Source organism: Streptomyces sp. NPDC005496 (assembly GCF_042872045.1).
In the GTDB taxonomy this organism is placed as follows: Bacteria; Actinomycetota; Actinomycetes; order Streptomycetales; family Streptomycetaceae; genus Streptomyces.
In genome coordinates, this window is sequence record NZ_JBIAJQ010000013.1 from 161,580 (window position 1) to 180,011 (window position 18,432).

17 protein-coding genes are annotated in these 18,432 nt (G+C 73.3%); 4 read left to right on the forward strand and 13 right to left on the reverse strand.

The genetic code is table 11. The annotated features are described in order from the left end of the window. The first annotated feature begins 2 nt into the window (after positions 1 to 2). Complete coding sequence (locus ACFYQQ_RS33525; RefSeq protein WP_355782692.1) at positions 3 to 464, forward strand: MaoC family dehydratase; 462 nt, start codon at positions 3 to 5, stop codon at positions 462 to 464. 265 nt (positions 465 to 729) lie between these two features. Here the strand turns inward: ACFYQQ_RS33525 and ACFYQQ_RS33530 are convergent, their stop codons facing one another. The 3 genes from ACFYQQ_RS33530 to ACFYQQ_RS33540 all read right to left on the reverse strand — a co-directional run bounded on the left by ACFYQQ_RS33530 (position 730) and on the right by ACFYQQ_RS33540 (position 2,957). After that, positions 730 to 1,356 carry a TetR/AcrR family transcriptional regulator gene (locus ACFYQQ_RS33530; protein WP_356174426.1) on the reverse strand — a complete coding sequence of 209 codons (627 nt, stop codon included), beginning with the start codon at positions 1,354 to 1,356 and terminating at the stop codon, positions 730 to 732. Positions 1,357 to 1,447: 91 nt separating this feature from the next. Further along, the gene (locus ACFYQQ_RS33535; RefSeq protein WP_355782695.1) at positions 1,448 to 1,735 is read right to left on the reverse strand and encodes a YiaA/YiaB family inner membrane protein; all 288 of its coding nucleotides are present in this window, start codon (positions 1,733 to 1,735) and stop codon (positions 1,448 to 1,450) included. 70 nt (positions 1,736 to 1,805) lie between these two features. Then, a complete protein-coding gene (locus tag ACFYQQ_RS33540) occupies positions 1,806 to 2,957 on the reverse strand; it encodes an acyl-CoA dehydrogenase family protein (RefSeq protein ID WP_355782698.1) in 1,152 nt (383 codons plus the stop codon). A gap of 104 nt (positions 2,958 to 3,061) precedes the next feature. Between ACFYQQ_RS33540 and ACFYQQ_RS33545 the strand changes: the two genes are divergently transcribed. From ACFYQQ_RS33545 to ACFYQQ_RS33555, 3 genes are all read left to right on the forward strand, one after another. After that, positions 3,062 to 3,703 carry a TetR/AcrR family transcriptional regulator gene (locus tag ACFYQQ_RS33545; RefSeq protein WP_388906372.1) on the forward strand — a complete coding sequence of 214 codons (642 nt, stop codon included), beginning with the start codon at positions 3,062 to 3,064 and terminating at the stop codon, positions 3,701 to 3,703. 48 nt (positions 3,704 to 3,751) lie between these two features. Continuing rightward, entirely contained in the window at positions 3,752 to 4,480 is a 729-nt protein-coding gene (locus tag ACFYQQ_RS33550) for an ArsR/SmtB family transcription factor (protein WP_388906375.1), read from the forward strand. Positions 4,481 to 4,668: 188 nt separating this feature from the next. Beyond that, the gene (locus tag ACFYQQ_RS33555) at positions 4,669 to 5,661 is read left to right on the forward strand and encodes a DMT family transporter (RefSeq protein WP_388906378.1); all 993 of its coding nucleotides are present in this window, start codon (positions 4,669 to 4,671) and stop codon (positions 5,659 to 5,661) included. Between the two features lie 95 nt (positions 5,662 to 5,756). Here ACFYQQ_RS33555 and ACFYQQ_RS33560 read toward each other — a convergent pair whose 3' ends face one another. From ACFYQQ_RS33560 to ACFYQQ_RS33605, 10 genes are all read right to left on the reverse strand, one after another. Beyond that, positions 5,757 to 6,836, reverse strand: coding sequence for a Zn-dependent alcohol dehydrogenase (locus ACFYQQ_RS33560; protein ID WP_356174412.1), 1,080 nt, complete (start codon positions 6,834 to 6,836; stop codon positions 5,757 to 5,759). Between the two features lie 25 nt (positions 6,837 to 6,861). After that, complete coding sequence (locus tag ACFYQQ_RS33565; protein WP_356243358.1) at positions 6,862 to 8,250, reverse strand: aldehyde dehydrogenase family protein; 1,389 nt, start codon at positions 8,248 to 8,250, stop codon at positions 6,862 to 6,864. 309 nt (positions 8,251 to 8,559) lie between these two features. Next, a complete protein-coding gene (locus ACFYQQ_RS33570; protein WP_356174406.1) occupies positions 8,560 to 9,903 on the reverse strand; it encodes an ABC transporter ATP-binding protein in 1,344 nt (447 codons plus the stop codon). Positions 9,904 to 10,173: 270 nt separating this feature from the next. Then, positions 10,174 to 10,980: a class F sortase gene (locus ACFYQQ_RS33575; protein ID WP_356174403.1), complete on the reverse strand. Its 807-nt coding sequence runs from the start codon at positions 10,978 to 10,980 to the stop codon at positions 10,174 to 10,176. Continuing rightward, positions 10,967 to 11,560, reverse strand: coding sequence for a hypothetical protein (locus ACFYQQ_RS33580; RefSeq protein ID WP_356174400.1), 594 nt, complete (start codon positions 11,558 to 11,560; stop codon positions 10,967 to 10,969). Before ACFYQQ_RS33580 ends, ACFYQQ_RS33575 begins: the two co-directional genes overlap by 14 nt. Before the next feature lie 106 nt (positions 11,561 to 11,666). Beyond that, a complete protein-coding gene (locus tag ACFYQQ_RS33585) occupies positions 11,667 to 12,920 on the reverse strand; it encodes an MFS transporter (protein ID WP_388906384.1) in 1,254 nt (417 codons plus the stop codon). After that, positions 12,920 to 14,368, reverse strand: a complete 1,449-nt coding sequence (locus ACFYQQ_RS33590; RefSeq protein ID WP_355790514.1) for a citrate:proton symporter — start codon at positions 14,366 to 14,368, stop codon at positions 12,920 to 12,922. Before ACFYQQ_RS33590 ends, ACFYQQ_RS33585 begins: the two co-directional genes overlap by 1 nt. Before the next feature lie 134 nt (positions 14,369 to 14,502). Beyond that, positions 14,503 to 16,830: a molybdopterin oxidoreductase family protein gene (locus ACFYQQ_RS33595; protein WP_388906387.1), complete on the reverse strand. Its 2,328-nt coding sequence runs from the start codon at positions 16,828 to 16,830 to the stop codon at positions 14,503 to 14,505. 147 nt (positions 16,831 to 16,977) lie between these two features. Then, positions 16,978 to 17,643, reverse strand: coding sequence for a TetR family transcriptional regulator (locus ACFYQQ_RS33600; protein ID WP_388906390.1), 666 nt, complete (start codon positions 17,641 to 17,643; stop codon positions 16,978 to 16,980). A 146-nt stretch (positions 17,644 to 17,789) separates the two neighbouring features. Further along, positions 17,790 to 18,290 (reverse strand): hypothetical protein, encoded by a 501-nt coding sequence (locus tag ACFYQQ_RS33605; RefSeq protein WP_355791536.1) that lies wholly within the window; start codon positions 18,288 to 18,290, stop codon positions 17,790 to 17,792. Positions 18,291 to 18,432: the final 142 nt, after the last annotated feature.

Genomic DNA, 18,432 nt, shown 5'->3' on the forward strand with positions numbered 1-18,432 from the left:
ACATGGCAGAGCCGAGGATCTTCACATCCGCCGACGAGCTGAAGGCGGCCGTGGGCGAGCAGTTGGGACACAGCGACTGGCTGGAGATCGACCAGAAGCGGATCGATCTGTTCGCGGACGCCACGGGCGACCACCAGTGGATCCACGTGGACCCCGAGAAGGCGGCCGCGGGCCCCTTCGGCACCACCATCGCGCACGGCTATCTGACGCTGTCCCTGCTGCCCGCCCTGGTACCCCAGGTGATGCGCGTCGAGGGCATGAGGATGGGCGTCAACTACGGCGCGAACAAGGTGCGTTTCCCCGCGCCGGTGCCGGTCGGGTCGCGGCTGCGCGCCACCGCGGTCCTCAAGGAGGTCACCGAGGCGGGCGGCGGCGTCCAGGTCACGGCCGTGGTGACCGTCGAGCGCGAGGACGGCGACAAGCCGGTGTGCGTCGCGGAGTCGGTCTCCCGCTACTACTTCTGACCCGGGGCGGGCCGGGACCACTCCCGACCGGAAGCGGACCGGCCCCACCTTCGGCCCGGGAACGGACAGGCCCTGATTCCGACCCGGGAGCGGACCGCCGGGAATTGCAGAACGACCCAGGAGCGGGCCGACCCTGTTCCCAGCCCAGGAGGGGACCGGCCCTGATTCCGACCCGGGAGCGGACCGGCCCGGAAGCAGAACGACTCCGGAGCGGACCGGCCCTACTTCCGACTCGGGAGCGGGCCGGGCGCCCAGCGGGCGCCGGTCACTTCTTCGCGCCGACCATCCGCAGCACGAGGTCGGCGTAGAGCGCGCCGACCTCGTCGGGCGTCCTCGGGCCGTTCACATTGAACCAGCGGGCCACGTCGATGCAGAGGGACAGCACCGCCAGCGACGTGCCGGGCACGTCCGGCACGTCGAAGGTGCCCGCCGCCACCCCGTCCTGGATGATCCCGCGGACCTGGGCGTCGACCTGACGGCGCAGGGCGACGATCTCGGCGCGGGCGTCGGGACCGAGGGCGTCGAGCTCGTACTGCACGACCCGCGCGGTGGTGTGCTGGGCGGCGTGCCAGCGGACGAAGGAGGAGACGGCCACCTCCAGGCGCTCGGCCGCGCCGCCCTCGCCGTCGGCGGCGGCCCGCAGGATGGCGAGCGCCTTCTCGTGCCCGATCCGGCTGATCCGGTGGAGCAGCTCTTCCTTGGTCTTGTAGTGGATGTAGAGCGCGGCGGGACTCATGCCCGCGCGGCCGGCGATGTCCCGGGTGGTCGTCGCGTGGTAGCCGCGCTCGGCGAAGGCCTCCACGGCGGCCACGAGCAGCCGCCGGGCCGCGTCCGGGGTGACCTCGCCCCACGGCTGCATCTCGCCGCCGGCCGTCTCCTCCGCCGTACTCATCGCTCGCGCCCCTTCCAGTGGCAGGACGAACACCATACCCCCGAAGCTGAGCGGGCGCTTAGAGTGCCCGCTCAGCGGTGCGTGAAAGTGGTCAGCGCTGCTCGAAGGGGTCGTGGTCGGCGAGGAGCTTCTCCAGCCGGGCCTGGTCGACGCGGCTGACGATCTGCCCGGCCTCCTGGCGGTCGCGGATCACCTTGGCCAGGGTGAAGGACGAGGTCACGAGGTACAGGACGGCGATCCCGAGGAAGCCGCGCACCCAGGCGTTGGCGTCCAGCCGGTAGATCCCGAGGGCGGTCGCCGCGATGGCGACCGCGAAAGAGGCCACGGCCTGGCCGTAGAAGGCCGCGGTGGACTGCTGCTTGACCGGTGTCTCACTCATGGGAACAGCTTCGGCGGATGCGGCCCGGGCCACATCCGCCGAGATACTCACGGGATCCGCGAGGGCGTACTCAGAAGGCGGAGACGCCGGTGAGCGCGCGGCCGATGAGCAGCTTCTGGATCTGGCTGGTGCCCTCGTAGAGGGTCATCACGCGGGCGTCGCGCAGCAGTTTGCCCGCCGGGTACTCGTCGATGTAGCCGTAGCCGCCGAAGACCTGGAGGGCGTTGTTGGCGGCCCGCACCGCCGCCTCCGAGGCGAAGAGCTTGGCCTTGGACGCCTCGGGCGCGAAGGGCTGCCCCCGGTCGACGAGGTCGGCGACCCGCCAGGTCAGCAGGCGCGCGGCGTCCACGTCCACGGCGATGTCGCTGATCAGCTCCTGGACGAGCTGGTGCCGGGCGATCGGCTTCCCGAACTGCTCGCGCTCGGTGGCGTACTTGACCGCCACGTCGAGAGCGGCCTGGGCGATGCCGACGCAGCCCGCGGCGACCGACATGCGGCCCTTGGCGAGCGCGGACATGGCGACCGAGAAGCCCTCGCCCTCCGGCGCGAGCATGGCGGTGGCGGGGACGCGTACGTCCTCCAGGACCAGCTCCGCGGTGGCCTGGCCGCGCAGGCCGAGCTTGCCGTGGATGGCGCGCCGGGTCAGGCCGGGGGTGTCGGCGGGGACGAGGAAGGCGGAGACGCCCTTGTGGCCGGGGGCGTCGGTGGAACGGGCGAAGAGCAGCACCACGTCGGCCCAGGTGCCGTTCGTGATGAACATCTTGGAGCCGTTGATCACGTAGTCGTCGCCGTCGCGTACGGCCCTCGTCGTCAGGTTGCCCGCGTCGGAGCCGGTGCCCGGCTCGGTGAGGCCGAAGCAGCCGACGAGGTCGCCGGAGGTGAGGCCCGGCAGCCACTGCCGCTTCTGCTCCTCGCTCCCCCAGTGCGCGATGGTCTTGGCGACCAGACCGAGGGAGACCGAGACGATGCCGCGCACCGAGGAGTCGCCCCGGCCCAGCTCCTCCGTCACCAGGCAGTACGCGAGGTGGTCGCCGCCGGAGCCGCCGTACTCCTCGTCGACGGTGAGCCCGAGGAAGCCGACCTCGCCGAGCTTCTTCACGAGGGACCGGTCGACGTCCTCGGCGCGGTCCCAGGCGACGACGTTCGGGGCGATCTCGCGGTCCACGAAGTCCTTGGCGAGCCGCCGGACCGCGGTCTGCTCCTCACTGAGCTCCAGGTTCATGACGCGTCACCCCACATGGAAGGCCGTACTCGGAGTCCGAGCTTGAATACCGGACATTTAAATTAGCACTGCTAGTTTCCGTCCGCAGCCCTACTATGTGCGCCATGGCCCGACCGCGCAAGCCCTTGCTGAGCACCGACCGCATCGTCGAGACGGCGCGGGCGCTCGTCGACGCGGAGGGCCTCGCGGCCGTCTCGACCCGCCGCCTCGCCGCCGAGCTCGGGGTGAGCGGTCCCTCGCTCTACAACCACTTCCGCACCAAGGACCAGATCCTGGAGGCGGTCGCGGACTCGGTGAGCGCCCAGGTCGACCTGTCGATGTTCGAGGACGGGCGGGACTGGCGGACCGCCCTGCACGACTGGGCCTTCTCCTACCGCGCCGCCCTGCGCGACCACCCCAACATCGTCCCGGTCCTGGCCCGCGGGCCCGGCCGCCGACCCGCCGGGCTGCGCCTCGCGGACGCCGTCTTCGGCGCCATGGTCGACGCGGGCTGGCCGCCCGCCCAGGCCACCTCGATCGGCGCGCTGATGCGGTACTTCATCATGGGTTCCGCGCTCGGCTCGTTCGCCGGCGGCTTCGTGGACGACGAGGCCGCCTACGACCCCGCCGACTATCCGCACCTCGGGCAGGCCCACCTCCTCGCCGAGCAGCAGGAGAAGATCGACGAGAGGGCCTTCGAGACGGGACTCAGCGCGCTGCTGGACGGACTGTCGCAGCAGTACGAGCAGGTGGGCAGGGGCGCGTAGGGCACGGTTCGGTGCCCGCCGAACCGTCCTTGCAGCATCCTGGAGCGCATGACGACGACAGGCCGACGCGCGTCCCGGGACGCCCAGGCACCGGGACTGGCCCGGCTCGCCGCGCTGATCGCCGACGAGTCCCGGGCCGCCTGCCTGCTGGCGCTGCTCGACGGACGGGCGTGGACCGCGGGCGAGCTGGCCCGGCACGCCGGGGTCGCCGCCTCCACGGTGAGCGAGCACCTCGGCAAGCTCGTCGCGGGCGGCCTGCTCACCGAGGAACGCCAGGGGCGGCACCGCTACGTGCGGCTCGCCGACGCGCGCGTGGCGCAACTCGTCGAGGACCTCGCCGCCCAGGTGGCCCCCGGCACCGCCGAGCCGCCGCGCACCCTCGCCAAGGCCGGCGCCGGGGCCGCGATGGCACGGGGCCGCACCTGCTACGACCACCTCGCCGGACGGCTCGGCATCGCCGTCACGGACGCGCTGACGGAGCGCCGGCTGCTGCGCCAGGACACCGGGTTCGCGCTCACGGACGCGGGACTGGACTGGTTCGCGGCGGCGGGCATCGGCCTCGCCCGCACCGGGCGCCGGCCGCTGGCGCGGGCCTGCCTCGACTGGACCGAGCGGCGCCCCCACCTCGCGGGCGTCGCGGGCGCCGCGCTGTGCCGCCACGCCCTGGACGCGGGCTGGTGCGTGCGCATCGGTTCGGAACGGGCGGTGAAGGTCACGGACCTGGGCGAGCGGATGCTGTCGCAGCTGCTGGGCATCGCCCCGACGGCACTGCGCTGACGAATGCGCCCTGCGGCGCCGCCGGCCCCCGGACGCCCGCCTCCCTCCCTCCCTCCCTCCCTCGGACGCCCGCCTCTCCTCCTCCCCTGCCGCAACCGCCCGAGAACCCTCCGCCGCCCGCCCCCCTCGTGACCACGAGGGCCGTAATCCGCGAGCCCTTCCTCGTCGTCGTCTCTAGCCTCAGGAGCATGATGAACACTCCCCCGTCCGCCCCCGGTCGCCGCGCGGAGCTGCTCGCCGCCGGTGCGGCCGCGGTCACCGTCGTGCTCTGGGCCTCGGCCTTCGTCTCCATCCGCAGCGCGGGTGCCGCGTACGCGCCGGGAGGGCTGGCCCTCGGGCGACTGCTGGCCGGTGCCCTCACGCTGGGGGTGCTGTGCCTCGTCCGCGGGGAGGGGCTGCCGCCGCGGGCGGCCTGGCGCGGGATCGCGATATCCGGGCTGCTGTGGTTCGGCTTCTACATGGTGGCGCTCAACTGGGGCGAGCAGCAGGTGGACGCGGGCACGGCAGCCCTCGTGGTGAACATCGGGCCGATCCTGATCGCCCTGCTCGGCTCGCGGCTGCTCGGTGACGCCATGCCGCCGCGGCTGCTCGCCGGCATGGCCGTGTCCTTCGCGGGTGCCGTGACGGTCGGGCTGTCCATGTCGGGCGGCGGCGGTTCGTCCGTGCTGGGCGTCGTGCTGTGCCTGCTGGCCGCGGGTGCGTACGCGGCCGGCGTGGTCGCCCAGAAGCCGGCGCTGGGCAGCGGCAGTCCCCTCCAGGTGACGACCTTCGGATGCCTGGTCGGTGCGGTCGTGTGTCTGCCGTTCGCCGGGCAGCTGGTCCGGGACGCCGCCGACGCGCCCGCCTCGGCCACCCTCAACATGCTGTACCTGGGCGTCTTCCCGACCGCGCTGGCGTTCACGACCTGGGCCTACGCGCTGGCCCGTACGACGGCGAGCAGGATGGGCGCGACGACCTACGCCGTGCCCGCCCTGGTCGTGCTGATGTCCTGGCTGTTCCTCGACGAGGTGCCGGGCCTGTTCACCCTCGGCGGCGGGCTGCTGTGCCTGGCGGGCGTGGCGGTCTCCCGGTCCCGGCCGCGTTCACGGGCGACGGCGGCGGCCGGTACGGCGCCGTCCCCCGAGCCTGCCGCGACGGCGCGGCCGGCCGGGGCGACGGAGGCCGGGGACGAGCGGTCCTGAGTGCTCTGGGACGGAGCCCACGGAGACCGGGCCTGGCCCGGACCGGGGCGGCCGTCACCGGGGCGGGCCCGGTTCCGGCCGGGGTTCCGTCTCCCCTAGAAGATCACCAGCGCTCGGCCGCCCTTGCCGGCGATCATGTTGTCGAAGGCGGCCGGGATGCCGTCGAGGGCGATCCGCTCGGTGACGAGCATCCCGAGGTCGAGGCGCCCCGCGCGGACGTGCTCGGCCAGCACCGGCACGTCCCTCGCCGGGTCCGAGTTGCCGTACACGCACCCGGACAACGTCCTGCCCCAGTGGAAGATCTCCAGGGCGTTGAAGGTGACCTGCTGGTCCTTGCCGCCGATGCCGACGACCGTGGTGCGCCCGCCGCGGCGGGTGGAGTCCCAGGCGGTGCGGATGGTGACGGCGCGGCCCACGCACTCCACGGCCACGTCGACGCCCTGCTTGCCGGTGAGGCCGCGGATCTCGCGGGCGGTGGTGTCGGAGGCGACGACGTAGTCGGTGGCCCCGGCCTGGCGGGCCAGTGCCTCCTTCTCGGGGGACACGTCCACCGCGATGATCTTCGAGGCACCCGCGAGGCGGGCGGCCTGCAGCGTGGACAGGCCGACGCCGCCCACGCCGAAGACGGCCACCGTCTCGCCCTGCCGGACCTTCGCGGAGTGGTGGACGGCGCCGTAGCCGGTGAGCACGGCGCAGCCGAGCAGGGCCGCGTCGGTGAGCGGCACCCCCTCGGGCAGCGGCAGGACGCAGGCGGCGGACACGACGGTCTCCTCCGCGAACGCGGCGACGTTCAGCCCGGGGTGCAGGTCCGTGCCGTCCGCGCGGTGCGCGTACACGTTCGCCGCGCCGGACAGCGCGTCGGCGCACAGCCAGACCTCGCCGAGCGAGCAGGCGTGGCATGTCCCGCAGGAGGGCGCCCAGTTGAGGACGACGCCGTCACCGGGGGCGATGTGGGTGACGCCCTCGCCGACGGAGACGACGGTGCCGGCGCCCTCGTGGCCGAGGACGGCCGGGACCGGCACCCGCATCGTGCCGTCGGACAGGGAGAGGTCGGAGTGGCACACCCCGGCGGCGGCGAGCCGCACGCGGACCTGGCCGGGTCCGGGGTCGGGCAGCTCGATCTCGGTGATCTCCAGCGGAGCACCCACGGCGGGCAGTACAGCGGCGCGGACCATGATGAGGAAGGCTCCCGGATCTCGGCTAGAACTGCAGGGACTTGGTCTGGAGGTACTCGGACAGCCCGTGCGCGCCCAGTTCGCGGCCCACTCCGGACTGCTTGTAACCGCCGAAGGGCGCGAGGGGGTTGAAGCGTCCGCCGTTGATGTCGACCTGGCCGGTGTCGAGGCGGCGGGCGAAGGCGACGGCCTCCGACTCCTCGCCGGCCCAGACCGCGCCCGCGAGGCCGTACACCGTGCCGTTGGCGATCCGCAGGGCGTCCGCCTCGTCCTCGTACCGCAGGACGGTGAGCACCGGCCCGAAGATCTCCTCCTGCGCGACGGTCATGTCGGGGGTGACGTCGGCGAAGACGGTGGGCTGGACGAAGTAACCCTGCTCACGCGGGGATTCGGGGCCGCCCGCGACGAGCCGCGCGCCCTCAGCGACGCCCTTCTCGATGTAACCGCGCACGCGCTCCTGCTGCTTGGCGTTGACGACGGGGCCGATGCGGTCGCCGTACTTCGCGGCGGCGGCCGCGGCCAGCTCGACGGCCTCCTCGTACTGGGAGGTGTGCACGAGCATGCGGGTCCAGGCGCTGCACGTCTGGCCGGAGTTGGACATCACGTTGGCGACGCCGACGTTGACGGCCTTGGCGAGGTCGGCGCTCGGCAGGATGACGTTGGCGGACTTGCCGCCGAGTTCCAGGGCGACCCGCTTCACCGCCGCGCCCGCGATGGCGCCGATGCGCCGGCCGACGGCCGTGGAGCCGGTGAAGGACACGAGGTCCACCCCCGGGTGCTCGGCGAGGGCCTGGCCCGCCACGGGACCCAGTCCGGTGACGAGGTTGAAGACGCCGGCCGGTACGCCCGCCTCGTGGACGGCCTCGGCGAAGAGCTGGGCGGTGAGCGGGGTGTCCTCGGCGGGCTTCAGCACCACGGTGCAGCCCGCGGCGAGCGCCGGGGCGACCTTGGCGACGATCTGGTGCAGCGGGTAGTTCCAGGGGGTGATGGCGCCGACGACGCCGACCGGCTCCTGGTAGACGGTCGAGTTCCCGACCTTCTCCTCGAAGGCGTACGTGGCGGCCAGCTCGGCGTACGAGCCGGCGACGAGGATCGGCACGGAGGCGTGCACCGCCTGCGAGAACGCCAGGGGCGAGCCCAGCTCGGCCGTCACGGTCTCGGCGATCTCGTCCTTGCGGGCCACGAGCACGTCGCGCAGGGCCGCGAGGCGGGCCGCCCGCTCGGCCGGTGGCGTCGCCGCCCAGTCCGGGAAGGCGGCACGCGCGGCCCGTACGGCGGCGTCGACGTCCTCGACGGTGCCCGCCGGGACCCGGCCGACGACCTGTTCGTCGGCGGGGTTCACGACCTCGATCGTGTCCGATCCGGCGGCGGGGCGCCAGGCACCGTCGATGTACATGTCGTCATGTGCCTTCATCGTGTTCCTCCCGGGAGGGGCCGCGTCGTCCGCACCCTAAACTAGCGATGATAGTTTTCGGGCGCCAGAGGGATCAGGCTCCGGGACACCTCGGACCCCACAGGCATCCTCGGCCGCGAGAGCCCGGAAGTCGACCCGTACCCGTCCACCCCGGCACACGACGGCGCCCCGCGCGCACTCCTCGCACGGGGCGGGCGCCGGCGGATCCGCTCGGCGCGGGGATCGCGGGACCCCGATGGGGTTCCCATGTGTGGACGTGCCGGGACCGGACACGGCTCCCGTGTACGGGCGGGGCATCCCCCGGCGGACTCACTCCTCCAGGTCGGGCAGCCGCGCCGGGGCGGGGCAGATGCGCTCGCCGTGCTGGTCGAAGACGAACAGGTGCGCGAGGTCCACCAGGAGCGGCACCTGCATGCCGTGCCGGAGCTCGATGTCCGGGGTGGTGCGGACGACGAGGTCGCCGGGCAGCCGTCCGTCCGGCGGCACGGGCTCGGCGGTCACGGGATCCGCGTCCCGGGGGTGTTCCAGGACCACGACGGGCCCGGCGCGCAGCGAACCGGCCCGCTCCCGCAGCCGGTTCAGGACGGTGCCGTCCCGGCGGCGGCGCCGCACCGGCCGCAGCGGACGTGGCGCCTCCAGTTCGGGTACGACGGCGGGCCGGGAGCCGGTGTTGAAGTGGACGAGGACCTCGTGGCCCTGGAACTCGACGTGCTCGACAAGCCCGGTGATCGCCACCTCGCCGGGGCGTGCCGCCGCGGGCTTGGCGATCCGTACGGCCTCGGAGCGCAGCCCGACGATGACCTCGCGCCCCTGCTGCACGCGCAGCAACTGGTGATCCAGGGAGAGGGGTTCGGGCAGCCGCAGGTACTGCCGGCCGAGGCTGATCGACATGGCGCCGTCGAGCGGGGCCCGCACGAAGCCGCGCAGCAGATTGATCCGGGGGGTGCCGATGAAGGCGGCCACGAAGACGTTGGCGGGCAGCGCGTAGACGTCGCGCGGTGTGCTCAGCTGCTGGAGGACACCGCCGCGCAGGACGGCGACCCGGTCGCCGAGCGACATCGCCTCGGCCTGGTCGTGGGTGACGTAGACGGTGGTGACGCCCAGGTCCCGGGTGAGCTTGGCGATCTCGGCGCGCAGGTGGTTGCGGAGTTTGGCGTCGAGGTTGGACAGCGGCTCGTCCATCAGGAAGGCGGAGGGGTGCCGGGCGATCGCGCGGCCCATGGCGACCCGCTGGCGTTCGCCGCCGGAGAGCTGGCTCGGGAAGCGGTCGAGCAGGTCCTCGATGCCGAGCATGCGGGCGGTGGCGTCGACGCGCGGACGGGGGTCGGCGCCGGGGCTCTCGATGCGCAGCGGGAAGCCGATGTTGTCGCGGCTGGTCATGCTCGGATAGAGGGCGAAGTTCTGGAAGACCATCGCCATGTCCCGTCCGGAGGGCGGCAGTTCGTTGGCGTACTCGCCGTCCAGCCGGATCTCGCCCTCGGTGACCTCCTCGAGCCCGGCGATCATCCTCAGGACCGTCGACTTGCCGCAGCCGGACGGGCCGAGCAGGACGAGGAACTCGCCGGGCCGGATGTCGAGCGACAGCCGTTCCACCACGCGGACGCCGCGGGTGTACGACTTGCTGACCTGGTGCAGGGAGATGGCGCGTGTCATGACTGGTGCCCCCGGGGGCTCACAGGGCGCTGGTGCTCCGCGGTGGAACGTCCCGTGCGGGTCGTACGGGACGTATGAGTCACGGAAGTTAACGGACCGCACACGCCCAGGGGAAGACGTGCGCCGGATCTGACGGACCGTCCGGCGTACGAGAAACCGGACGCTCCGGTTCGCCGGCCCCTGAGCGCCCTGCCCCGCCGTCGGCACACCGGCCGCCGGCCCGTCCCCGGCCGGGGCGCGGGCGGCGGTTCCGAGGTCTCCCGGGAGCGGTCAGCGCGTCGCGGTGAGGTGGGCGAAGACCACGACGTTGCTCGCGTAGCCGGTCTTCGCGCTGTACGTGCCGCCGCAGGTGATCAGGCGCAGCTCCGGACGCCTGCTCGGCCCGTAGACCTTGCGGTCGGGAAAGCGCGACTTCTCGTACGTCCGCACCTCGTCGACCGTGTAGACGGCCGTCCGCCCGTCGGCGCGGCGGACCTCGACGACCTTGCCCGGCCGGAGCGCGGCGAGTCCGGCGAAGACGGCGGCGCCGGTCCTGGTGTCGCGGTGGCCGACGACGACGGAGGTGCCGGGTTCGCCGGGCGAGGGTCCGCCCGCGTACCAGCCGACGAGTTTCGGGTTGTCGACCGGCGGGGTGCCGAGCTGCCCCCGGCGGTCGAGATGCAGGTCCATGACCGGCGCGTGCAGCCGCAGGTACCTGATGTCGAGCGTGGTCGGCCGGGACCGGGGCAGCGGCCGCGGTGCGGGCGCCGGCCGGGGGGCGACGGTGCGTTTCGGGGTGGGCTTGGGTGCGGGCGTCCGGGTGGGGGTGGGCTTGGGTGCGGGGGGCCGCCGGGTCTGCCGGGGCTGCTCGGGACGAGGCCGGGCCGCGCCGCGCGCGTCCGGGACGGCCGGGGCGGGGCGGGAGGACGCCTCGGCGCCTCCGTGCCCCGCCGCGCCGACGGTGGCCGGTTCCGTGGGCTCGTCGTCCTGAGCGCACTGGATGCCGACCGTCGCCAGGACGACGGTGAGCACCGTCGTCCTGGCGAGACGGTACGCGCGCGTCCGGTACCAGGGCCTGCGGCGCCTACGCCGCACCATCGGGGCGACGGCGCAGCAGGCGGAAGTACACGACTCCACCGGCGACGACCAACCCGACGGCCGCGGCACCGGCGAACGGCGAGATCGCGCTGGACTCGGCGAGACCGCCGCCGCCCGCGTGGACACCGCCGTGCGGGGCCTTGGACGGTGCCGCGGACGCGTCCTTGTCGCAGTCCACGCGGAACACCTTCTCCTTGGGTGCGCCGGTGCCGCCCGTCACCGTGACCTTGTACTGACCGTCCGGCAGCGCCAGCGGGTCGCTGTGACCGCCGCCCGAGGCGAGCGCGACGGTGCCGTTCAGGGTGGCGCCGCTCGCCGACGGGGGCTGCGACTGGATGGTGTAGGTGAGGCTCGGGGCCACGTCGAAGTTCGTGGCGTCGAGGTAGAACTCACACACCTTCGGCTCGTCGCGCGGGTCGCTGAAGGGCGTGCCCACCTTGTGGATCTTGACGTCACCGGCGGCACCGGGGACGGCCGGGGCGGGGGCGGCGATGGCGATCTGCGTCCCGGCCAGGGCGGTGCCGGCAAGGGTCAGCGCCGCGACGACGGCGGCACGGCGTGGAACGGTCGTGGTGGGCATGCGATTCCTCCGAGTCAGACGAGACGATTTTCATACAAATCGCTCTTTCACCTGACTCTCTTTCACATCCGCACCACCGGACACGTGAGCAGCGCCGGACGGCGCGTCAGATATCCCTCGCCCGGCCCAATCGCGCCCGGACCCGCCGTGGCGCGCCGTCCGGGTCCGGAGGCGGCGCGGGCCTGCCCGGCGCCCGTAGCGCGATCCCCGACGACAGCAGCAGCAGCGCGCCGAGCATCACGAACGGCGCGGCGACCCCCGCGAGGCCGGCGACCAGGCCCGCGGCGGCGGGCGCGGCGACCTGGCCGAGCCGGTTGCCGGTCAGCCGCAGGGCGAGGGCGGTGGAGCGGGCTCCGTCGGGGGCGGCCTGGACGACGGTCGTCATCGACAGGGGCTGCCCGACGCCGAGGCAGAAGCCGAGCACCGCGAGCATCACGGCGAGGGTCCACACCGGCACCGGCAGGGCGATGCCCGCGCACAGCACACCGGCGAGCAGGCAGGTCGCGGTGAGCAGCGCGGTCCTGCCGAGCAGGCGCAGCATCGGCGTCATGACCAGGCGGCAGGCGATGGTCGCCGCTGCGCGCAGGCTCAGCAGCAGACCGATCACCGACGGCGCGATGCCCCGGTGCTCGCCGACGACCGGCAGGTACGCGGTGAGGATGTCCGTCGCCGACAGCACGGCGAGGCTGATGAAGATGCCGGCGGGCACGCCCCGGGCGCCCAGGATGCGCCGGACCGGGACGCGATCCCCCTGTCCGGTACGGGACTTGGGCGTCGTACGGTGCTCGATGCGCCAGAGCGAGGCGCAGGAGACGGCCGCGATGGCCCCGGCGGCCAGCAGGGCCAGCGCGCTGCTGCCGGCCCTGTCGTGGCCGCCGATCAGGGCGCCCGCGGCGATCGGCCCGACCAGCTGGCCCAGGGACGCGCCGATGGTGAAGTGGCCGAAGTTGCGGTCCTGTTCGTGCGGCGCGGACTGGCGGGCGACGATCGACTGGGCGCCGATGACGAAGCAGAGATGGCCCAGTCCCATCACGCCGCTCCAAGCCGCCATCGCCGTCGCCGAGTTCGCCGTACCGCTCAGGGCGCAGCCGCCGGCGATCAGGACCACCCCGAGGGGCAGCAGGGGCGCGCAGCGGCCGTGGTCGGTGCGGCGGCCGAGCGGCACCGCGGCGAAGAGCGGGAGCAGCGCGTACACGCCCGCGATGACACCGACGGCCCGCTCGTCGGCGCCCAGGGCGAGCGCCCGGTAGGAGACGGCGGGCCGCGCCATCGACACCGCCCCCTGCGCGAACCCGAAGGCGATGACGAGGCGCAGCAGCCAACTCCTGCCGGGCCGCACCTGACCGGAGGCGCCGGGCATCAGATGATGCCGAAGAGGATTCCGGCCGCGAGCACCACCAGCGAGGTGAGCGCCGCCCACTTGACCACGAAGCGGGTGTGGTCGCCGAACTCGACCTTGGCCATGCCCACGAGGACGTACACGGCGGGCACGAGCGGGCTCGACATGTGCAGCGGCTGGCCGACGATCGAGGCGCGGGCGATCTCCAGGGACGAGACGCCGTGGGCCTGGCCCGCCTCGGCGAGGACGGGGAGGATGCCGAAGTAGAAGCCGTCGTTGGACATGAAGTACGTGAGCGGGATGCTCAGGAGACCGGTGACGAAGGCCATGTGCGGACCCATGCCGTCGGGGATGTTGCCGACGAGCCACTCGGCCATGTGGTCGACCATGCCGGTGCCCTGGAGGACGCCGGTGAAGACGGCGGCGGCGAAGACCATGCCGGCGACGTTCAGGACGTTCTCGGCGTGGGCGCCGAGACGGGCCTTCTGCTCCGGCATCCTGGGGAAGTTGACGGTCAGGGCGAGCGCGGCGCCGAGCAGGAACAGCACCGGTATCGGCAGCCACTCCATGATCATGGCGGTGAGCAGGACGACCGTGAGCAGCGCGTTGAACCAGTAGAGACGGGGGCGCAGGGTGGTCCGGGTCGGGTCGAGGACCTGGAGTCCCTTGTCGTCCTCGTCGTCGGTCACGGAGTTCGGGTTCTCGGGACGCGCGGGCCCGTCGGCGTCCGTGCCCGTCCCGGCGCCGCCGCTCGTCCCGGCCGGGCGGGTCGCGTCGGCGGGGCCGCCCGAACCGACCAGCACGGTCTGCGAGTTCGGCTCCTTCTCCTCGACGAGCACCTCGTCCAGGCTGAGCACACCGAGCCGGGTGCGCTCCCGGCGGCCGAGGACGTAGGCGAGGACGAAGACGCCGAGCAGTCCGACGGCGAGGGCCGGGATCATCGGCACGAAGATGTCGGCGGCGTCGACCTTCAGGGCGGTGGCGGCGCGGGCGGTCGGGCCGCCCCAGGGCAGGGTGTTCATCACGCCGTTGGCCATCGCGGCGACACCCGTCATCACGACCAGGCTCATCTTCAGGCGCTTGTACAGCGGGTACATCGCCGAGACCGTGATCATGAAGGTGGTCGAGCCGTCGCCGTCGAGCGAGACGATCGCGGCGAGCACGGCCGTCCCGACCACGATCCGCAGCGGATCGGCCTTGCAGAAGCGCAGGATACCCCGCACGATCGGGTCGAAGAGCCCGACGTCGATCATCACCCCGAAGTAGACGATCGCGAACATCAGCATCGCCGCCGTGGGGGCGAGGCTCGTGACGCCGTCGATGACGTAGTCACCGAGCTTGGCGCCCTTTCCGACGAAGACACAGAAGAGTGCCGGGATCAGCACGAGCGCCGCGATCGGCGACATCTTCTTCAGCATGATCAGGACCAGGAAGGTCGCGATCATGGCGAAGCCGAGGATGGTCAGCATGGATGGACACCTAACGTTCGCCCTTGAACTCCCGCCAGAGGCGGCGGTGCGAGCGACGTTAGGTCGGTTCCGCGAGCGTTAACAAGATGTTGACGCGCGAGCAATAAGCGCAAAACTCCAGGTCACAGCTTTGCTCAGGTCACGGGCGTCAGCTCGACCGCGATGCCGTTGAGGACGGCGGTCCCCGACAGCGGGTCGAGCAGGCTGCCGTCGATCAGCTGGTTGACGTTGACGCCCGGGTCCAGCGCGGCGTGGCCGAGGCGGGTGCCCGGCCGGTCGTGTCCCCAGCCGTGCGGCAGGCTGACCACACCGCGCCGGACCCCGTCGGTGATCTCCGCGGGGGCGGTGACCTCTCCCCCGGCGCCCTTGACGCGTACGGGCGCTCCGTCCGCGATCCCCAGACGTGCCGCGTCCTCGGGGTGGACGTGCAGCGAGCAGCGGTTGGAACCGCCGGTGAGCGCGGGGACGTTGTGCATCCAGCTGTTGTTGGACCGCAGATGACGGCGGCCGACGAGCACCAGTCCGTCCGGGCGCTCGCGCAGCGCGTCCCGCAACCTCGGCAGGTCGCCGGCGATGGGGCCCGGCAGCAGTTCGACGCGGCCGCTGCGGGTCTTCAGCACCTGCGGCAGGCGCGGGCGCAGCGGGCCGAGGTCGATGCCGTGCGGGTGGGCGAGCAGCTTCTCCAGGTTCAGGCCGTCGGGCCGGGCGCCGAAGCCGTCGCCGTACGGGCCGAGGCGCAGCATCATGTCCAGCCTCCGCTCGGGACCGGTCAGCCCCGTCAGCACGGCGGCGAGTTCGCCCGGATCGCGGCCGTGCACGGGCGAGTTCGGGTCGTCGACGGCCTTGGCGAGGGTGCCGTCGACGACCATCGTGTCGACGGCGGACGGGTCGGCGCCGTGCATGCCGGTCGCGGCGAGGACGAGCCGGGCGAGGATCTCGGTCTCGGCCATGCGGCCCGGCTCCAGCGGGACGGCCGCGCGGGTGTAGCGCACCTGGTTGTGCACGGCGAACGCGTTGAAGGCGAAGTCGTGGTGCGCGCTCTGCGAGGGCGGGGGCGGCGGCAGGACGACGTGCGCGTGGCGCGAGGTCTCGTTCAGGTACGGGTCGACGCTGACCATGAAGTCGAGCGTGCCGAGGGCCTTGTCGAGGCGGTCGCCGTCCGGGGCGGAGAGTACGGGGTTGGTGGCGACGGCGATGACGGCGCGGACCGGGGTGCCCTCGTCCGTGGCGGTGTCGATCTCCTCGGCCAGGGCGGACAGCGGCAGCTCGCCCTTGGCCTCGGGGTGACGGCTCACCCGGCTGTGCCAGCGTCCGAGGGCGAACCCGCGGCCGGGTCCGGCGGGCCGGGGCGCGCGGTCGGTGGCCGCCTGGGGGAAGAGGGCCCCGCCGGGCCGGTCGAGGTTGCCGGTGAGGATGTTCAGGACGTCGACGAGCCAGCTCGCGAGGGTGCCGTGCGGGACGGTGCAGCTGCCGATGCGGCCGTAGACGGCGGCGGTGGGCGCGGCGGCGAGTTCCCGGGCGAGCGCCCTGATGGTGTCGGCCGGTACGTCGCAGGCCTCGCTCGCCGCTTCGGGCGTGAAGTCCCGGAGGGCGGAGCCGAGTTCGTCGGTTCCCTCGACCCGGTCGGCCAGGTCGCCCAGGTCGACGAGCTTCTCCTCGAAGAGGACGTGGGCCACGGCGGCGAGCAGCAGGGCGTCGGTTCCGGGCCGGATCGCCACGTGCCGGTCGGCGAGCCGGGCGGTGCGCGTGCGCCGGGGGTCGATGACGGTGAGGGTGCCGCCGCGCGCCCGCAGCGCCTTGAGCTTGCCGGGGAAGTCGGGGGCGGTGCACAGACTCCCGTTGGACTCCAGGGGATTGGCGCCGATGAGCAGCAGATGGTCGGTGCGGTCCAGGTCCGGTACGGGGATGGCCAGGGCGTCGCCGTACAGGAGGCCGCTCGACACGTGCTTGGGCATCTGGTCGACGGTGGACGCGGTGAAGAGGCTGTGGGTGCCCAGCGCGGAGAGCAGGACGGGCGGGTAGAGGGCCCCGGCCATGGTGTGCACGTTCGGGTTGCCGAGGACGACGCCGACGGCGTGCGGGCCGTGCCGTTCGACCACGGGGCGCAGTCCGGCGGCCACGGCGTCGAAGGCCTCCTCCCAGGTGGCCTCCCGCAGCTCGCCGTCCCGGCGCACCAGCGGCGTACGCAGCCGGTCGGGGTCCGCGTCGACCGCGCCGAACGAGGCGCCCTTCGGGCAGATGAACCCCTGACTGAAGACGTCCTCGCGGTCACCGCGCGCGCCGGTCACCCGGGTGCCCTCGATGGTGAGCGTCAGCCCGCAGGTCGCCTCGCAGAGCGGGCAGATCCGCAGGGCGGTGCGCGAGTCTGAGGTGGTTCCGGTGGTGCGGGACACGGGGTCCTCCCGGGTTGCGGCGGCAGCGGTGACGCACGGGCTGCGCCGAGCATACCGACCGGTATGCATCTCCGGGAGGGGCTGTCGGGGGTCAGGTCGGAAATCCGCGGGACGGCGACGGGGCCGACCCGGGCGCACGCGACCGCGACCGCGACCGCGGAGGAACGGACCGGGGCGCCCCGCCGGGAGGTTCACCGACGCACAGGGCGGCCGGTGTCAGTCCAGTACGCGGGACAGGTAGGCGCGCAGGAGGGCCCGGATCTCCTCGACGATCCGCTCGTCGCCGGCCGGGTCGAGGCGGAAGGCGAGGTGGACGAGTGTGTCGGCGGTCTCCACGGCGACCAGGAACGCCCGGCGCAGGTCCTCGTCGGGTTCGCGTACGAGGAACGCCGAGAGCAGGTCGGTGAGGCGGTCGGCGACGCGGGTGTTGGGCTCCGCGCACCCGGAGCCCACCGGGATCTGGTTGCCGAAGTCGACCAGCGTGAACCCCGGCGCGGTGCGCTTCATGGCGAGGAACTCGTCGAGCACGGCGTCCATGGCCGCGCGCCAGCCGCCCCCGGCCGGGGCCCCGGAGTCGCCCGCGCCCTCGCCTGGGGCACGGGCCGCGCCCGCCTCCTGGAGACGCGCCGTCACGCGCTCGACGTAGCGGTCGAGGTTGCGCTGGGCCAGCGCGTCGGCCATGGCCCGCTTGTTGCCGAAGAAGCGGTAGACGGAGCCGATCGGGACGCCCGCGCGCTGGGCCACCGCCCGGGTGCTGAGGCCGTCGTAGCCGACCTCGTCGAGCAGCTCGGCGCAGGCGTCGAGGATCCTGGTCAGTCGTTCGGCACTGCGCCGCTGGACGGGCGCACGGCGCAGCGGGGTCGCTTGGGGCACGGTGTTCATGATGCCTTTCCGCCGGGGTCCGGTGAACCTTGCCCGTCTGTACGCGGATCGGTGCCCCTGCCACTCACCGCCGGGGGCTCGCAACCGGTCCGGCCGTCCGCTTTCGGCACCCTCCGGCCGGGCGGGCCCGGCCTCGCCGGCCGGCCTCAGCGCGCGCCCGACGCGGTGATGTCCGCCGTGCACTGCACGGGCCTGCCGTCGACCGCCCACACCGTGCGGTCGTCCGCGTACAGGCGGGCCGTGAGGTGGTGGGTGCCCCGGGGGATCAGGTCGCCGGAGAGGTGGTAGGTGAAGGCGCGGAGCCGGGTGAGGGTGCGCCCGTCCAGGAGGAGCACCGCGCTGCCGCGTCCGGGCAGCGCGACCGGGCGCGCGTCGCCGGGCGAGAACCGGAAGTTCCGTAAGGTCAGCCGGACGTCCCAGCCCTCGTCGGGGGCCGGCTGCACCTCGATGCCGACCCGCGGCGCGCCGCCCTCGCCGATCTCACGGTAGTGCCGTCCCTTCTCGTCGGTGTCGTCCAGCACCTTGCCCACGGGTGAGGCCGAGACCTCACCTTCACGCCCGTGCGCGTCGTCGGTGCCGCAGCTCGCGGATCCGCCGAGCAGCGCGCAGACCGCGAGCGCGGCGAGCAGTCCACGCGTCCACGACATGCCGGGAGGTTAGAACACGCGCTCCGTCCGCCGGATCCCCCTGAAGTCGGGTTCTCGAGTCGTCCGCAGGTCCCAGGACGTACTCCCTCCGGACGCCCGGCGCCCGCCCGGACCGGGCGCGGCTGCGGAGTGCGTCCCCCGC

Bases quoted from the DNA above. Each gene is read 5' to 3' on its own strand.
- ACFYQQ_RS33525 (WP_355782692.1), top strand. From the start codon at position 3: ATGGCAGAGCCGAGGATCTTCACATCCGCCGACGAGCTGAAGGCGGCC.
- ACFYQQ_RS33530 (WP_356174426.1), bottom strand. From the start codon at position 1,356: ATGAGTACGGCGGAGGAGACGGCCGGCGGCGAGATGCAGCCGTGGGGC.
- ACFYQQ_RS33535 (WP_355782695.1), bottom strand. From the start codon at position 1,735: ATGAGTGAGACACCGGTCAAGCAGCAGTCCACCGCGGCCTTCTACGGC.
- ACFYQQ_RS33540 (WP_355782698.1), bottom strand. From the start codon at position 2,957: ATGAACCTGGAGCTCAGTGAGGAGCAGACCGCGGTCCGGCGGCTCGCC.
- ACFYQQ_RS33545 (WP_388906372.1), top strand. From the start codon at position 3,062: ATGGCCCGACCGCGCAAGCCCTTGCTGAGCACCGACCGCATCGTCGAG.
- ACFYQQ_RS33550 (WP_388906375.1), top strand. From the start codon at position 3,752: ATGACGACGACAGGCCGACGCGCGTCCCGGGACGCCCAGGCACCGGGA.
- ACFYQQ_RS33555 (WP_388906378.1), top strand. From the start codon at position 4,669: ATGATGAACACTCCCCCGTCCGCCCCCGGTCGCCGCGCGGAGCTGCTC.
- ACFYQQ_RS33560 (WP_356174412.1), bottom strand. From the start codon at position 6,836: ATGGTCCGCGCCGCTGTACTGCCCGCCGTGGGTGCTCCGCTGGAGATC.
- ACFYQQ_RS33565 (WP_356243358.1), bottom strand. From the start codon at position 8,250: ATGAAGGCACATGACGACATGTACATCGACGGTGCCTGGCGCCCCGCC.
- ACFYQQ_RS33570 (WP_356174406.1), bottom strand. From the start codon at position 9,903: ATGACACGCGCCATCTCCCTGCACCAGGTCAGCAAGTCGTACACCCGC.
- ACFYQQ_RS33575 (WP_356174403.1), bottom strand. From the start codon at position 10,980: ATGGTGCGGCGTAGGCGCCGCAGGCCCTGGTACCGGACGCGCGCGTAC.
- ACFYQQ_RS33580 (WP_356174400.1), bottom strand. From the start codon at position 11,560: ATGCCCACCACGACCGTTCCACGCCGTGCCGCCGTCGTCGCGGCGCTG.
- ACFYQQ_RS33585 (WP_388906384.1), bottom strand. From the start codon at position 12,920: ATGCCCGGCGCCTCCGGTCAGGTGCGGCCCGGCAGGAGTTGGCTGCTG.
- ACFYQQ_RS33590 (WP_355790514.1), bottom strand. From the start codon at position 14,368: ATGCTGACCATCCTCGGCTTCGCCATGATCGCGACCTTCCTGGTCCTG.
- ACFYQQ_RS33595 (WP_388906387.1), bottom strand. From the start codon at position 16,830: ATGCATACCGGTCGGTATGCTCGGCGCAGCCCGTGCGTCACCGCTGCC.
- ACFYQQ_RS33600 (WP_388906390.1), bottom strand. From the start codon at position 17,643: ATGAACACCGTGCCCCAAGCGACCCCGCTGCGCCGTGCGCCCGTCCAG.
- ACFYQQ_RS33605 (WP_355791536.1), bottom strand. From the start codon at position 18,290: ATGTCGTGGACGCGTGGACTGCTCGCCGCGCTCGCGGTCTGCGCGCTG.